Origin of the sequence: Autumnicola patrickiae (assembly GCF_031846525.1) — a bacterium.
GTDB lineage: Bacteria > Bacteroidota > Bacteroidia > Flavobacteriales > Flavobacteriaceae > Autumnicola > Autumnicola patrickiae.
The window spans coordinates 37821-53320 of sequence record NZ_JAVRHM010000005.1 but is presented as its reverse complement, the minus strand read 5'-3'; the positions used below and the strand labels follow the sequence as shown (position 1 = coordinate 53320).

13 protein-coding genes are annotated in these 15500 nt (G+C 39.9%); all 13 read right to left on the bottom strand.

Annotated elements, in window-relative coordinates:
- Nucleotides 1-4: 4 nt before the first annotated feature.
- The gene (gene ruvA, locus RM549_RS05830) at nt 5-586 is read right to left on the bottom strand and encodes a Holliday junction branch migration protein RuvA (protein WP_311682729.1); all 582 of its coding nucleotides are present in this window, start codon (nt 584-586) and stop codon (nt 5-7) included.
- 78 nt (nt 587-664) lie between these two features.
- The gene (locus RM549_RS05825; RefSeq protein ID WP_311682727.1) at nt 665-2950 is read right to left on the bottom strand and encodes an NADP-dependent malic enzyme; all 2286 of its coding nucleotides are present in this window, start codon (nt 2948-2950) and stop codon (nt 665-667) included.
- Between the two features lie 100 nt (nt 2951-3050).
- Entirely contained in the window at nt 3051-3659 is a 609-nt protein-coding gene (locus RM549_RS05820; RefSeq protein WP_311682726.1) for a hypothetical protein, read from the bottom strand.
- On the bottom strand, nt 3643-4134 hold the full coding sequence (locus tag RM549_RS05815; RefSeq protein ID WP_311682725.1) for an RNA polymerase sigma factor: 492 nt from the start codon (nt 4132-4134) through the stop codon (nt 3643-3645). Before RM549_RS05815 ends, RM549_RS05820 begins: the two co-directional genes overlap by 17 nt.
- Before the next feature lie 199 nt (nt 4135-4333).
- Nucleotides 4334-5257 (bottom strand): tRNA epoxyqueuosine(34) reductase QueG, encoded by a 924-nt coding sequence (queG, locus tag RM549_RS05810; RefSeq protein WP_311682723.1) that lies wholly within the window; start codon nt 5255-5257, stop codon nt 4334-4336.
- Between the two features lie 2 nt (nt 5258-5259).
- Nucleotides 5260-6588 (bottom strand): cytochrome P450, encoded by a 1329-nt coding sequence (locus RM549_RS05805; RefSeq protein ID WP_311682722.1) that lies wholly within the window; start codon nt 6586-6588, stop codon nt 5260-5262.
- Nucleotides 6589-6695: 107 nt separating this feature from the next.
- A complete protein-coding gene (gene ruvB, locus RM549_RS05800; RefSeq protein ID WP_311682720.1) occupies nt 6696-7718 on the bottom strand; it encodes a Holliday junction branch migration DNA helicase RuvB in 1023 nt (340 codons plus the stop codon).
- A gap of 222 nt (nt 7719-7940) precedes the next feature.
- A complete protein-coding gene (locus RM549_RS05795) occupies nt 7941-9782 on the bottom strand; it encodes a cytochrome c oxidase subunit I (protein ID WP_311682718.1) in 1842 nt (613 codons plus the stop codon).
- Nucleotides 9783-9808: 26 nt separating this feature from the next.
- Nucleotides 9809-10975, bottom strand: coding sequence for a cytochrome c oxidase subunit II (locus RM549_RS05790; protein ID WP_311682716.1), 1167 nt, complete (start codon nt 10973-10975; stop codon nt 9809-9811).
- A gap of 32 nt (nt 10976-11007) precedes the next feature.
- Nucleotides 11008-12396 carry a quinol:cytochrome C oxidoreductase gene (locus RM549_RS05785; RefSeq protein ID WP_311682714.1) on the bottom strand — a complete coding sequence of 463 codons (1389 nt, stop codon included), beginning with the start codon at nt 12394-12396 and terminating at the stop codon, nt 11008-11010.
- Between the two features lie 20 nt (nt 12397-12416).
- On the bottom strand, nt 12417-13118 hold the full coding sequence (locus RM549_RS05780; RefSeq protein ID WP_311682712.1) for a c-type cytochrome: 702 nt from the start codon (nt 13116-13118) through the stop codon (nt 12417-12419).
- Nucleotides 13119-13123: 5 nt separating this feature from the next.
- Nucleotides 13124-13651 (bottom strand): DUF3341 domain-containing protein, encoded by a 528-nt coding sequence (locus RM549_RS05775; protein WP_311682710.1) that lies wholly within the window; start codon nt 13649-13651, stop codon nt 13124-13126.
- Between the two features lies 1 nt (nt 13652).
- Nucleotides 13653-15479 carry an NrfD/PsrC family molybdoenzyme membrane anchor subunit gene (gene nrfD / locus RM549_RS05770; RefSeq protein ID WP_311682708.1) on the bottom strand — a complete coding sequence of 609 codons (1827 nt, stop codon included), beginning with the start codon at nt 15477-15479 and terminating at the stop codon, nt 13653-13655.
- Nucleotides 15480-15500: the final 21 nt, after the last annotated feature.

Sequence of the window (15500 nt, the reverse complement as noted above, 5' to 3'; positions counted from 1 at the left end):
GTAATTATAAGTTTTTAAGCGCCTGCTTTATCAGGGACTCCACGCTTGGGTCTGGAGTCTCTTTTAGAATTTTGTCAATAACCTTTTCTGCTTGTTTCCTGGCAAAGCCAAGGGTTTCTAAAGCAGATAACGCTTCCTCTTTAATAGTATTGTTTGAAGAGACAAAAACTTCATCGGCACCAAACACCTTTAGTATCTTATCTTTAAGGTCAAGAATTACCCGTTGTGCAGTTTTAGCACCAATTCCTTTTATACTTTGGATGGTTGCCGCATCCCCGCTTGCAATTGCTTCTTTTATTTGGTTAGGCTCCAGTGAAGAAAGCATGGTACGGGCGGTACTGGCTCCAATTCCTGAAACGGAAATCAAAAGCCGGAAAATTTCTCTTTCCGATTTTTCTTTAAAGCCAAAAAGGGTATGGGAATCTTCCTTTACCTGTAAATGGGTGTAGATGCTAATTGCTTCAGAAGCAGAAATGAGTGAGAATGTGTGAAGGGAAATATGAACAAAATACCCAACTCCGCCGCATTCAATAACGACAAAAGTTGGGTTCTTTTCAATGAGCTGCCCCTTTAAATGATGGATCATAACTTAAAAGAAAATATAGGGCTCAAATGTAGTGAAATTAAGATAAGGCTAAAATCTGTTTAAAGCTTTGGCAGACAACTACTTCTTTGCCTTTTTAGATTTCTCCTGCGCATCTACTACTGCAACGGCAGACATATTTACCATCTCTTCAACACTGGCACCCAGCTGTAGAATATGAACGGGTTTTCTCATCCCCATCATGATAGGACCTATAGAATCTACATTATTAAGTTCTTTTATTAACTTGTAGGTACTGTTAGCTGAATCCAAATTAGGATAGATTAAAGTGTTCACTTTCTTTCCTGCCAGTTTCGAAAACGGAAATTTACTCTGAAGCATTTCTTTATTAAGTGCAAAATCACTCTGCAGTTCCCCATCAACTTTTAATTCCGGATGAGAACGATGAAGGTACGAGACAGCTTCTTTCACTTTTTTCGCCCTCGGATCTTTGGACGACCCAAAGTTGGCGTAGGAAATCATGGCTATCACCGGATCCATTCCGAAAAGCTGAACGGTTTTCGCCGTCATCTGTGCAATTTTTGCCAGATCCTTTGCCGTAGGGTCTATATTTATTGAGGTATCACTAATAAAAATAGGTCCTCGTCCAGTATTCATAAGATTGGTTGCGGCAACCCGGGTTACTCCCTTTGCCATACCTATAAGCTCCAACATTGGTTTCACCACTGCAGGATAAGCCCTGGAATAGCCGGAAAGTAATGCATCGGCATCCCCCTCATTCACCATCATTGCGGCAAAATAGTTACGCTCCCTCATTAATTTCTGAGCATCATATAGGGTGATTCCGCTTCTGTTTCGGGTTTTCCAGTAAACGTTGGCATAAGCATTACGCTTTTCTTCCTCTTCGTCAGATTTTGGATCGATAATTTCCACATCGGCATCAAAGTCAATTTCAGCCATTAGTTCCTGGATCACTTCTTTTCTACCCAGAAGGATAGGAATTGCAATTCCTTCGTCATTCGCAATCTGAGCAGCTTTAAGAACATCCAGATGATCTGCTTCAGCATAAACAATTCGCTTCGGATTTGTTTTTGCACGATTAAGAAGAAGACGGGTAATTTTGTTATCATTACCCATACGTTCCAGCAGTTCATCTTCATACTTCTGCCAGTCATGAATAGGCTCTTTTGCAACACCACTCTCCATAGCAGCTTTTGCCACTGCCGGTGGCACTTTTGCAATTAATCTCGGATCAAAAGGCTTCGGAATAATGTATTCGGGACCAAAATTTAAGCGGGTTTCGCCATAGGCAATATTCACCTGCTCAGGAACAGCCTCTTTTGCAAGCTCTGCAAGGGCTTTTACCGCAGCCATTTTCATTTCTTCATTGATCTTCGTAGCCCGAACATCCAATGCTCCCCTAAAAATAAACGGAAATCCAAGTACGTTATTTACCTGATTAGGATGATCACTTCTACCCGTGGCCATGATAATGTCTTTTCGGGTATCCATAGCCAGTTGATAATCAATTTCGGGATCTGGATTTGCCATTGCAAAAACAATTGGCCTTTTCGCCATACTGGTAAGCATTTCCGGAGATACAATATCGGCAATGGAAAGTCCCACGAAAACATCGGCATTTTTCATGGCTTCCGCCAGAGTATCAATTTTTCTTTCGGTGGCAAATTCAAGTTTTTCTTCCGACAGGCCGGGACGATCTTTTCTGATTACCCCTTTACTGTCCAGCATCACAATATTTTCATCTTTTGCACCAAAAGCCTTGTATAGCTTTGTACAGGAGACTGCAGCCGCACCTGCGCCACTTACCACAATCTTCACTTTCTCCATTTTCTTTTTCGCCAACTCCAGCGCATTTAACAATGCAGCTGCCGAAATTATTGCGGTCCCGTGCTGGTCGTCATGCATTACCGGAATATCCAGTTCTGCCTTTAGCCGTTGTTCAATTTCAAAAGCCTCAGGAGCTTTAATATCTTCAAGGTTTATTCCGCCGAAAGTCGGAGCAATATTCTTGACTGTTTCAATGAATTTATCTACATCTTTGGTGTCTACCTCAATATCAAAAACATCAATATCTGCAAAGATTTTAAACAAAAGCCCTTTCCCTTCCATAACTGGTTTAGAAGCCTCCGGACCAATATCACCAAGACCGAGTACAGCAGTTCCATTAGAAATTACCGCTACCAGATTTCCTTTGGTTGTATATTTATAGGCGTTATCCTTATCTTTCTCGATTTCCAGGCAAGGTTCTGCAACACCGGGAGAATAAGCCAGGGACAGATCTCTTTGTGTAGCATATTTCTTGGTTGGTACTACTTCTATTTTCCCGGGTTTCGGTTTAGCATGATACACCAATGCTTCCCGTCTCTTCCTTGCTTTATTACTCATAAAATTCTTTTTTGCCTTACTAACAAATATAACAAGGTTTCTTTAGAAAACTGAAGCAAAAGTTTATTAATACCTCCACCTTAAAATTGTGCCGCAGGCATTAAGACTTCATCAGCTCTTCCATATCTTCAATAGTACTTTCCAGCCTGGCCAGTAATTTTCCATAAATGATTGTTGTACTTAAGCGAAAACCAAAAATTCCCAATATAGAGAACAGCACAGCTAAGCCTAAGACAATGAAGATCTCCTCAGCTAAACCGAGCTGTGTGAATATGGTCATTACTTTGGTGTCCCGAAAGAATATCCAGTAAGCCGGGATAGTTACCAAAGGAAAACCCACTCCCACAAGCCATGTGGAATGCCTCATAATACTTTTTACCTGATTTCTGAAATTCAAAAGATAATCATAGGTACTGTTTTTAACATCCAATGTTTCCAGTTCTTTCAGCTTTCTTTTGTTTGAGAAATATAGCAGCGTAATCAAAACAGCGAAATAAAAACCTAAAATGACCTGACCCATAAAAATCAAGATCCCGAAAATCACGACCCCCACAGGAATTAAACTGAAATTGTCCTTTTTGGTGGTTCTTTTCATTTGCTCGATAAGCAGCGTTGACTTGCGTTCGTAAAGATTAGACACCACCGGAGCTGAAAGTATTTTTTCAGCTTCAAATCCTTTTTTCCAAATATTTTCAATAGATCTTTCCATCAAGTAAATTTTTTAGTTGTTTTTTAATCCGTGTAATTCTCACCCCAATATTATTTGAAGTAGTTCCTATAATAGCAGCAATTTCTTTATAAGATTTTTCTTCCAGGTAGAGTAAAATAATAGCCCTATCCAGTTCTGAAAGTTGGCGGATAGCCTTGTATAATAGCTTCAATGACTCATCCTGAAAAGAATTCTGCTCATCCGGCACATTTTGAACTTCAATATAATCTGAAGGCCGAAACTGTTTCTTTTTGCTCTTTCTCAAAAGACTCATACACACGTTCAGGGAAATCCTATAAATCCAGGTAGACCATTTAGATTCTTCTCTAAAATTCTTACGGCTATTCCATATTTGCAGACAAACCTCCTGGTAATAATCCTGAAAATCTTCTTCGGTATCTGTATACGCCCTGCAGATTTTGATGATAATCCCGGCATACGGAAGAATAAATTGGGTGTAGAAATCTTTGCTCAAAATTGTCTTTACCTGTTTAGTGACAGAAAAATTGGTTTATTACACAAACAATAAAAAAAGTGAAATTTTGAAGAACTGAAGGATTTAAGAAGGACAAACCCTATATAGAAGATCGATAATTGGCAAATTTGGAGGTGGTCTTTTTTAATAAAAAACTAATCTGCCCTTTTTTAAGGTGTGTCAGCCGAAAAAGGCTCAGTTACTTCTGAAGAAACCTCATATTCCGCTTTAAACCTTCAAATTTTGTTCTTTTTACGGCAGATTTCCTGAAAATTTCGTTGAAAGTGTCTTTTGTGATCTCTTCCCAGTCCTTTTTTTCATTTTCCAGCAGTTGTGGATGCGGATCAAAAAGTGGTTCATTGTGAGGTTTGGAAAATCGGTTCCAGGGGCAAACATCCTGGCAAACATCGCACCCAAACATCCAATCATCAAATTTACCACTGTACGAATTTGGCAATTCATCCTTCAGTTCAATGGTGAAGTAAGAAATGCATTTACTGCCATCAACTTTATAAGGTTCCACAATAGCATCTGTGGGACAGGCATCGATGCAGGCGGTACAGCTTCCGCAGTGATCGGTGACAGGAGCATCATAATCCAGCTCCAGGTCCACAATTAATTCGGCAATAAAATAGAAGGAGCCGGTTTGCTTGGAGAGAAGATTTGAATGTTTCCCAATCCAACCGAGTCCACTTTTTGCTGCCCAGGCCTTATCCAAAACCGGCGCAGAATCTACAAAAGCACGACCCTGAATTTCACCAATTTCGTCCTGCATATAATGCAGCAACTGCTTCAGTTTATCTTTAATGACAAAATGATAATCCTGACCATAGGCGTACTTGCTGATTTTATAAGAATCCTCTTTCTGAAAATCGTGTGGATAATAGTTGAGCAAAACAGAAATTACACTTTTTGATCCTTCGACGAGTTTTGTAGGATCCAGGCGCTTATCGAAATGATTCTCCAACCATCGCATCTCCCCATGCATGTTATTCTGAAGAAAATTTTCCAGCCTGGGAGCTTCTTTTTCAAGAAATTCTGCTTTAGAAATACCACAAGATAAGAAACCGAGACGTTTGGCTTCGGTTTTTATCATTTCTGAATATTTCTTCTGGTTATTCATTCTTACCTGGATGTGAACTCCAAAATGGCATTTTTCGGCTTCACTGTGATTAGCGGCTGAATTTCAATTTCTTCTGAAGGAGCTGAAATTTTAAAACGTGAAATTAATTCTGCAACCGTCATTATCATCTCATACATTGCAAAATTGTTGCCAATACATTTTCTTGGACCTGCTCCAAACGGAAAATAATATGGCTCATGTTTATTGCCGCCTCCTTCAAATCTGTCTGGATCAAATTCATCTGGATTTTTCCAATGCTCCGGGTTTCTATGGATCTCGTAAAGCGAAAACAACAAACTGGAATTCTTCGGAATATGAATTCCATTAAATTCATCATCTTCAAGATTCACCCGATCTATAAAATAAACCGGCGGATACAGCCGCATAGCTTCTTCCACAACCTGGGAAGTATAAGTGCAATTTTTCAGAAACTCAAAGTGATTTTCTGAATTTGTCCTAGCTTCTTTTACTTCAGCAGCAATTTTATCCTGAACGTCAGAATTGTTTGCAAGCAATTTGGCAGTAAAAGTAAGTGCATTGGAAGTGGTTTCGTGACCTGCAGTAAACAGAATCAGAATTTCATCTATTAGCTGCTTTTCGCTCATTCCTTCGCCATCTTCATAACGTGCATCCAGCAACATATCCAGCAGATCGTCCTGTCTTTGGCCGCTTTGCCTGCGCTCTGCAACTATCTTCTTCAGAATTTCCCTGGCTTCCTCCGTTAGTTCCAGGTGGTGCTTAATTTGGCCGCTCAGTTTAAACCACCAGCCCTTAAAAGGTTGCCGTAATTCCTTTACCAGCATTTTTTGAGCAGCCTCTGTAATGTACTGTAGCCGGTTGATTTCCTCCTGCCCTGCCGCACTGCTGAAAAGAGATTTTACCACCGTCTGGAAAGCGAGATCATTAAAAATTGGGAAAACATCTATTGCTTTTCCGGCTTCTACCCTATTAATTTCAGTTTTTATTGCCGCATCTACGCTATCTAATAACTGCGCAAGTTGTTTTTTATGAAAAGCAGGCTGAATCATTCGCCTTTGCTTCCTCCACTCTTCCCCGTCTGTGGTTAAAAGTCCGTGGCCAAGATATTTGGCCATATCTTCTGTCTGAATTGTGGATTTATGGTAGTTCTTGTGATTCTTTTTTAGCACATATTCGGCAAAATTGGCATCACGACAAAAGATCACATTTTTTCTGAAACCAAGGTCCACCTGAAAAATATCCCCAAGCTTTTCAAAGTTTTCACGATGAAAAGGCAACGGATTCCGAAGGATAAGATTGGCATTTTTAAGAAACCGGAAAGATGAGACTGTAGGTATATCGATATTTGCCATTTTTGAGGAATGTTTTAGAAGTTAATAAAAATGTGAGGCAGTAACTGCAATTCCGGGAAGGCAAAAAGCCCCCGCAAAAGCGGAAATTGCCATTTTTTGGCTTCAGTTTAAAAAAGTCCGCCCTGGACATTGCCTTTTATCCGTCCCAGATGCTTGTAAGCGGCCTCGGTGACCTCCCTACCACGCGGAGTGCGGTAAATAAAGCCCTGCTGGATAAGAAAAGGCTCATAAACCTCCTCTATGGTCTCGGCACTTTCGCTAACCGCGGTGGCCAGGGTGGTGATGCCCACAGGACCACCCTTAAATTTGTCAATTATCGTGCTTAATATTTTATTATCCATCTCGTCCAGGCCATGTGCATCGACATTTAAAGCTTTGAGGGCATATTTTGCAATTTCCAGATCTATTTTTCCGTTTCCTTTAATTTGGGCAAAATCCCGGACACGCCTTAACAGCGCATTTGCTATACGCGGAGTCCCCCTGCTCCTTCCCGCGATTTCGATGGCAGCATCAAGAGCAATAGGAACATTAAGAATTTCTGAACTACGTTGTACAATATCAGAAAGTAATTCTGTAGTATAATATTGAAGCCTGCTGGAAATACCAAATCTCGCCCTCATAGGTGCGGTAAGTAAACCCGAACGCGTAGTGGCACCAACAAGGGTAAACGGATTTAGATTAATCTGAACAGTTCTCGCATTTGGCCCCGATTCTATCATTATGTCTATACGATAATCCTCCATGGCAGAATATAAATATTCTTCCACAACAGGGCTTAGCCGATGGATTTCATCTATAAAAAGAATATCCCTTTCTTCAAGGTTTGTTAGCAAACCGGCAAGATCACCAGGTTTGTCCAGAACCGGGCCGGAAGTGACTTTGAGTGTAACACCGAGTTCGTTTGCTAAAATATGGGCAAGTGTGGTTTTTCCCAAACCGGGAGGACCATGAAAAAGAGTATGGTCCAATGCTTCGCCTCTTTGGTTCGCAGCCTGAACGAAGATCTTCAGGTTTTCCAGCACCTGATCCTGTCCCGCAAAATCATCAAAACTCAACGGCCGCAAAGCTCTTTCTACATCAAATTCTTCCGAAGAAAAATTCTCACCGGTAGGATCCAGATTTTCATTCATACACAAAGTTTAGGGTTGGCTTCAGCTTATCTTCTTCAACCTGTTCACAAAGATAAAAGAAAAAACCTCCCGATGTCAAAAGCTTCTGAATAACCCAAAATCTCATTGACAGACCAAAGATTCAGAAAAAGTAGATTTAACGTAAAAGCCCCGCAAAAAAAATAGCGGGGCATTTGAATGTAACTTATAAAGTAGAGAAAATTACTCTTGAAAAATTTCTATTTACGGATTGGCTACCTGGTGCCCCTCACCCAATTCTTCTTCATGTTCCTGAAGCGGTACAGTTTGCGGTACATAATCCTGTCCCGGGATTACGTATTCACCATCTTTGTTGGTTTTACTATAATCATAAGCCCAACGGTGAACAGAAGGGATTGGTCCAGGCCAGTTCCCGTGAACATGCGCTACCGGAGTTGTCCATTCTAAAGTATTTGCTTTCCATGGATTTTGAACAGCTTTTTTGCCGTAGAACATAGAACCAAAGAAGTTATACATGAAAGCCAACTGCACCAGTGCTGTAATTATAGCTGAAACTGTAATAATAACATTCACATCCTGAAGGTCATCAAAATATGGAAACGCTGTGTTGGTGTAATACCTACGTGGAAGACCTGCCATACCTATAAAGTGCATAGGGAAGAAAACACCATAAGCTCCGGCTATTGTTACCCAAAAGTGTATATAACCGAGATTCTTGTTCATCATTCTTCCGAACATTTTTGGATACCAGTGATACACTCCGGCAAACAAACCATACAATGCCGAGATACCCATCACCAGGTGGAAGTGAGCTACTACAAAGTATGTGTCATGAACGTTAATATCGAGCGTTGAATCCCCAAGGATAATCCCTGTAAGACCACCGGTAATAAAGGTACTTACGAATCCTATAGAAAATAACATTGCTGGGTTCATCTGTAAATTTCCTTTCCAGATGGTTGTAATCCAGTTAAAAGCTTTTACTGCGGAAGGAATCGCAATTAATAATGTTGTAAAGGTAAATACAGAACCAAGGAACGGATTCATACCAGAAACGAACATATGGTGACCCCAAACTATTGTTGATAAGAATGCAATTGCAAGAATAGAAGCAATCATCGCCCGGTATCCAAAGATAGGTTTACGGGAGTTTGTTGCTAAAACTTCTGAAGCGATTCCCATGGCAGGAAGGATAACGATATAAACTTCCGGGTGACCAAGGAACCAGAATAAATGCTCAAAAAGAACCGGAGAACCTCCCTGGTGTGCAAGCACTTCTCCTTCCAGATAGATATCACTAAGAAAGAAAGATGTTCCGAAGCTACGGTCCATTATAAGTAATAGCGCTGCAGAAAGTAATACAGGGAAAGAAACCACCCCGATTATTGCAGTCACAAAGAATGCCCATATTGTTAAAGGAAGTCTCGTCATAGACATTCCTTTTGTTCTAAGATTAAGTACAGTTACAATATAGTTAAGTGATCCCAATAAAGAAGAAGCAATAAAGATCGCCATAGATACTAACCAAAGTGTCATTCCCATACCAGATCCACCTATTGCCTGTGGCAATGCACTTAATGGCGGATAAATTGTCCAACCGGCAGATGCAGGGCCTGCTTCAACAAAAAGCGAACTTAACATGATTATACATGAAAGGAAGAACAACCAGTAAGAAAGCATGTTAAGAAATCCTGAAGCCATATCCCTTGCCCCAATTTGCAAAGGAATTAAAAGGTTACTAAAAGTACCACTCAGTCCTGCCGTAAGCACGAAAAATACCATTATTGTACCATGGATAGTTACAAGGGCAAGGTATACAGAAGGGGTCATTACCCCATCTGGAGCCCATTTCCCAAGAAGTGCTTCAAATATCCAAAAAGATTCTTCAGGCCATGCCAGTTGCATTCTGAAAAGAATAGACATTAAAATCCCAATAACCCCCATTAATAGACCAGTAATAAGATATTGCTTGGCAATCATCTTATGATCCTGGCTAAAAATATATTTTGTTATAAATGTTTCCTTATGATGATGTCCATGATCGTCGTGATGATCCTGAGCCGGTGCGTTTGCTATTGCTGACATATCTTTAATTCTTTACTTTAATCTTTTTAAATTTCTTCTCCTTGTTCCATAGATTCGGTCATTTCTCTCACCTCTGTTGGTGCTTCCCGCTTCTCTTCCTTAATATCTGCTTCTTGTCCTGTTGGCGGCTCCTGGTCTGCCATGGTTGCACCAAAAGTTTGCTGCTCGGCAAGCCATGCGTTGTAATCTTCAGGACTCTCTACCACGATCTTCATTTGCATATTATAATGCGCAACTCCACATATTTTGTTACACAGGAGGTAATAATCAAATTCATAAGAATCCAGTGGAGCTTCTCCATTCGCCATCAACTGCTCGCTATTGTCTTTCCTGATTTCGTTAATAGTTCGCACCTTATCTACCATATATTCAGACTGACGCATATCCTCAGTAGTAATTGTTGGTGTAAAGCCAAACTGAGTGATCATCCCCGGCACTACGTTCATTTGCGCCCTAAAATGTGGAAAGTATGCAGAATGCAGTACATCCTGGGAACGGAACTTGAAAAGAACAGGTCTGTCTACTGGTAAATGAAGTTCTGTTGTAACAATATCATCTTCAGCATAACTATCATTAACGTCTACACCTACTGTATTGACACCTTCAATGAAGCGTACATTAGCTTTTCCTAAAGTGTTGTCGTCACCCGCATATCTTGCAGTCCAGCTAAATTGTTTTGCATATAATTCTATTACAAGCGGATCATCCTCTTCATTTATATTCATAATACTGGACCAGGTGAACAAACCATATATAATTAAACCTGCAAGTACAATAACAGGGATTATAGTCCAGATAAATTCCAGCTTGTCATTATCTGCATAGAAAAGCGCTTTCTTACGCTTATTCCCGCGATAATAATATGAAAAGTAAAACAACAAGGCCTGAGTTAGCACCTGTACCACCATAATAACGGCAATGGAAATAAACATCAGACTATCATATTCAGAACCGTGCTCTGATGATGCCCCCGGAAGATAAAATTTACTGTAATACCAAAAACAGTAAGCCATTAGAATAAAGAACAGTACCACAAAGATCATCATGTACAATCCCTGACTGTTATTATCCTTATCATTTGCGATTTCAGATGTATCTGTATCAGGACTTCTTGACAACTGAAATATCTTCGACATTTGCCAACCCGTTACGGCAAGAAGTGCCAGTACTACTATTACTAAAAATACGGTCATCTTATAAATTCTTCTTTAAACAATAATCTTTATTAATAATGGTAATTCTCGCTTTCCTTAAGGAAAGGGTTTCTCTTCACCAAAAGCGGTGCTTTGGTAAGTGCATTAAAGACCACAAAAGTAAACAATCCTCCAAAGAAAAGCACTGCACTTATTTCAGGAATTCCAATAAACCACGATTCCCCAACGGTTGCAGGCATTACCATAACAAATATATCAAGGTAATGTCCTATTAGAACAACAATTCCAGTCATTACCACAAACCAGTTGACTCTTTTATAATCGCTATTCATTAGCACCAGAACAGGGAATAGAAAATTAATTGCAACCATACCAAAGAAAGGCAGGGCATAATCCTCCATACGTGATATAAAGTATACCACCTCTTCAGGTATATTAGAATACCAAATCAGCATAAATTGTGAAAACCAAAGATAGGTCCAGAAAATACTAATCCCGAACATGAATTTAGCTAAATCATGAATATGACTGTTGTTAACAAACGGCAGATAGCCCCGTGACTTTAAATAAATGGTTACCAAGGCAATTGTTGTAATCCCGGAAACAAACATACTGGCAAAAACATACCATCCAAAAAGGGTACTAAACCAGTGAGGATCCAAACTCATTATCCAGTCCCACGACATCATAGATTCTGTAACAATAAAAAATACCAGGAATCCAGCAGCTAATTTGAAGTTTGTTTTAAACCATCGATTATCATTAGCATCATCATTCCTCAATGAATTACGTCTAAGTAAATATCCAAAGAAGATCCATCCACCAAGATAAATCGCGGCTCTAATTAAGAAGAACGGAACATTAAGATATGATGATTTATTCTGAATAATTTCATCTTTGGCTAACACCTCCGGATCCATCCAGATAAACAGATGATTTAAATGAAGTCCTGAAAGTACAAGAAGAACGAACATAATTATACCACCAGGCAGCAGGTAAGCCGATATAGCTTCCATTACCCTGAATAAAACTGGTGACCAACCGGCCTGAGCTGCGTATTGAATAGCATAAAAGGCAAGTGTCCCAAGGGATATCATAAAGAAAAAGAACGCCGCTACATATATGGCAGCCCATGGCTTATTCTGTAATTGATGCAGTACATGTTCTAAATGCTCATCTTCATGTGACCCTGCCTCGGCATGTTCACCCTCCCCTTCTATCTCATAGCCTGCATCATTTTTTTCTTTGGACAAATTGTGCTCTGTAGCACCCTCTATTCCTTCTTCGTTGTGTGTTACCTCCTGGTGCGTTTCATCTTCGTGCTCTCCGTGAGATGCCATCATTTCCCTGACCTCTTCCACAGAACCCGGTGCGGCTATAAATCCGTATATAAGACCTATGGCACCAACAATCATACATATAATTGCCGTTAATTTTAATTTACTGGATAGCGTGTACATATTGATAGATCTAAATACTTTTATTCTTCGTTTTGATTTTCTTCCTCTTCACCCGTAGTAGAAGTCTCTTTGGAAACCATTTCTTTATCTGCATTAACTGCCGGAATAAGATTTTCAGCCTCGTTGAAACGATTAGTTTCTACTTCGAATTCTCTTTCCGGATTTCCGGCCAACTGATCCTTAAGATTCATTACGTAATGATCGATCAACCAACGCTCCTCTATAGAAGTTTGAGAAGCATAAGACCCCATATTATTAAGACCGTAATACATTACATGGTAAACACTACCTTCTGTAATATTTCTTCCAGCATCGTCGTAAGCCGGAACTCCTAGGATCTTTTCCCTTTCAGCTAAAATTCCTTGTCCATCTCCATCATCACCATGACAAACCGCACAGTAAATTGTATATAACTGTTTACCTTCAGCAAGATTATCTTCTGTATATGGCAAAGGATTCTGTAGGTTTTCTTTGGCAGCAGCATAACCTTCTGCACTATTCTCGTATGGGTAAGGCATCCATCCTCTGGATACTGTTCCTTCTACAGGCAGTTTTGCTTCCTGTCCATTCTCAAATACAGGATATTCCCCATAGGTCTCATAAGGGACCGTACGGTACATATTTGGCATATACTCGTAATTAGGCTTATTATTTTCCACACACGAAACCACACTTGTAGCCAGAATGAACAACAATAAGAATCTTTTAAATAAACTTTTCATTATGTCTATTTATTTTCAATTAATTTAATTTCAGATGCTCCGGTATCATATAGAAACTTTGTAAGCTCATCTATATTATGACTTGCTGCATCAACTTCCATCAGGAACATATCATCTGTTGTTCTTAAATCAGGATTTTCTGCTTTCTTAAATGGCCACAATTTACTTCTCATATAAAAAGTAATCACCATCAAGTGGGCCGCAAAAAATACAGTAAGTTCAAACATAATAGGCACAAAAGCCGGCAAGTTCTGAAGAAAACTGAAACTAGGCTTTCCTCCAATATCCTGTGGCCAGTCCTCTATCATTATATAATTAATCATTAAAACGGATACGGTTAATCCAATAACACCGTAAATGAATGATGTAACGGCAAGCCTGGTTGGCGCCAGTCCCATTACTTTATCCAGACCGTGCACTGGGAATGGTGTATATACCTCCCCAATATGATAGCGTGCTTCACGAACCTGCTTTACTGCCTGCAAAAGCAAGTCGTCATCATTATAAATAGCGTGTATAACTTTTGATGCCATCTTATTTCCTGTTTTTTAAATCATTTGCCTGTGCCACCCAATTTTCACGCTTTTCAGCAATTGGGAAAGTATCAATAACTTCATCAAGCAATTCAAAATCTCTCTCTGTTAGTCTGCTAACCTGGTCAAAAAGGTATATTCCCACCTGATGTAAACGCTGTTCCAATAAAGGACCTACATTTTTAAGCTTTTGCAAGTCATCCTGCGATTGTGTAGCAGGATCATAAATTCCGATTCTGCTTAACATTTCGTCAATTCTATCCCTTGTAACCTCACTAGTCGTCAAAGAATTGGCATTCACTGTTCCTTCATGTCCATTTTCTTCACCTTTATCTTGAGTTTCTCCTGGCAAAGATTTATTAAATTCTCTTGCCTTCTCCTCACCCCTTGCAGAATTAGCTAATGGTTGTTGAACTGGTTTAGGATCATAATGCTTTACATGATCGCCATGTTCAGCACGCAATCTCTTATATTTTTCTCCTGAAGATTTTAATATTGACTTCACCTCGGCCTGAGCAATTACAGGGAATGATCTAGCATATAAAAGGAATAGTACAAAGAAAAATCCTATGGTCCCTATAAATATCCCTATATCCACAAATGTAGGGGAGAACATTGTCCATGAAGACGGAAGGTAATCCCTGTGCAAAGATGTTACAATAATCACAAAACGCTCGAACCACATTCCAATATTTACAACTATCGAGATAAAGAAGGAGAACATTATACTTCTTCTCAACTTAGGGAACCACATAAATTGTGGAGAGAACACGTTACAGGTCATCATGGACCAATAAGCCCACCAGTAAGGTCCCGTAGCCCTGTTGAGGAAAGCATACTGCTCATATTCCACACCTGAATACCAGGCGATCACTAATTCTGTTATATATGCTGTACCCACAATAGAACCTGTGATCATAATAACGATATTCATCAGTTCTATATGCTGTATGGTAATGTAATCCTCCAGATGAGAAACCTTTCTCATTATAATAAGCAGGGTATTAACCATTGCAAACCCAGAGAAAATCGCACCCGCAACAAAGTACGGCGGGAAAATAGTGGTATGCCATCCCGGAATTACGGATGTTGCAAAGTCAAAGGATACAATGGTGTGTACTGAAAGTACTAATGGTGTGGCCAAACCAGCAAGAACAAGTGAAACTTCTTCAAAACGCTGCCAATCTTTAGCTCTTCCACTCCATCCGAAAGACAGAATTCCATAGATCCTTTTATTGAAAGGAGTAATAGCCCTGTCCCGGATCATTGCAAAATCGGGAAGCAAACCTGTCCACCAGAAAACCAGCGATACGGATAAGTAAGTAGAAATAGCAAATACATCCCATAATAACGGTGAGTTAAAATTTACCCACAAAGTCCCGAACTGGTTAGGAATAGGTAATACCCAGTAAGCTAACCATGGACGACCCATGTGAATAATTGGAAAAAGACCTGCCTGCATTACAGAGAAAATAGTCATGGCTTCCGCAGAGCGGTTAATAGCCATTCTCCATTTTTGACGGAATAACAAAAGTACAGCGGAAATAAGTGTACCAGCGTGACCAATACCTACCCACCATACAAAGTTGGTGATATCCCAGGCCCAACCCACAGTTTTATTTAATCCCCAAGTACCGATCCCGGTTGAAACGGTGTAGATTATACATCCTAATCCCCACATAAAGGCTACAAGCGCAATGGAGAAAACAATCCACCAGGATTTATTAGCCCTTCCCTCAACCGGTGCAACTACGTCCAGAGTAACGTCGTGGTAAGTTTTATTACCGGTTATTAAAGGCTTTCTTATAGGTGCTTCGTAATGAGACATATCCTTTTTATAATTGATTCT

Bases quoted from the DNA above. Each gene is read 5' to 3' on its own strand.
- ruvA (WP_311682729.1), bottom strand. From the start codon at position 586: ATGATCCATCATTTAAAGGGGCAGCTCATTGAAAAGAACCCAACTTTT.
- RM549_RS05795 (WP_311682718.1), bottom strand. From the start codon at position 9,782: ATGTCAGCAATAGCAAACGCACCGGCTCAGGATCATCACGACGATCAT.
- RM549_RS05780 (WP_311682712.1), bottom strand. From the start codon at position 13,118: ATGAAAAGTTTATTTAAAAGATTCTTATTGTTGTTCATTCTGGCTACA.
- RM549_RS05775 (WP_311682710.1), bottom strand. From the start codon at position 13,651: ATGGCATCAAAAGTTATACACGCTATTTATAATGATGACGACTTGCTT.
- RM549_RS05790 (WP_311682716.1), bottom strand. From the start codon at position 10,975: ATGACCGTATTTTTAGTAATAGTAGTACTGGCACTTCTTGCCGTAACG.
- ruvB (WP_311682720.1), bottom strand. From the start codon at position 7,718: ATGAATGAAAATCTGGATCCTACCGGTGAGAATTTTTCTTCGGAAGAA.
- nrfD (WP_311682708.1), bottom strand. From the start codon at position 15,479: ATGTCTCATTACGAAGCACCTATAAGAAAGCCTTTAATAACCGGTAAT.
- RM549_RS05820 (WP_311682726.1), bottom strand. From the start codon at position 3,659: ATGGAAAGATCTATTGAAAATATTTGGAAAAAAGGATTTGAAGCTGAA.
- RM549_RS05785 (WP_311682714.1), bottom strand. From the start codon at position 12,396: ATGTACACGCTATCCAGTAAATTAAAATTAACGGCAATTATATGTATG.
- RM549_RS05825 (WP_311682727.1), bottom strand. From the start codon at position 2,950: ATGAGTAATAAAGCAAGGAAGAGACGGGAAGCATTGGTGTATCATGCT.
- queG (WP_311682723.1), bottom strand. From the start codon at position 5,257: ATGAATAACCAGAAGAAATATTCAGAAATGATAAAAACCGAAGCCAAA.
- RM549_RS05805 (WP_311682722.1), bottom strand. From the start codon at position 6,588: ATGGCAAATATCGATATACCTACAGTCTCATCTTTCCGGTTTCTTAAA.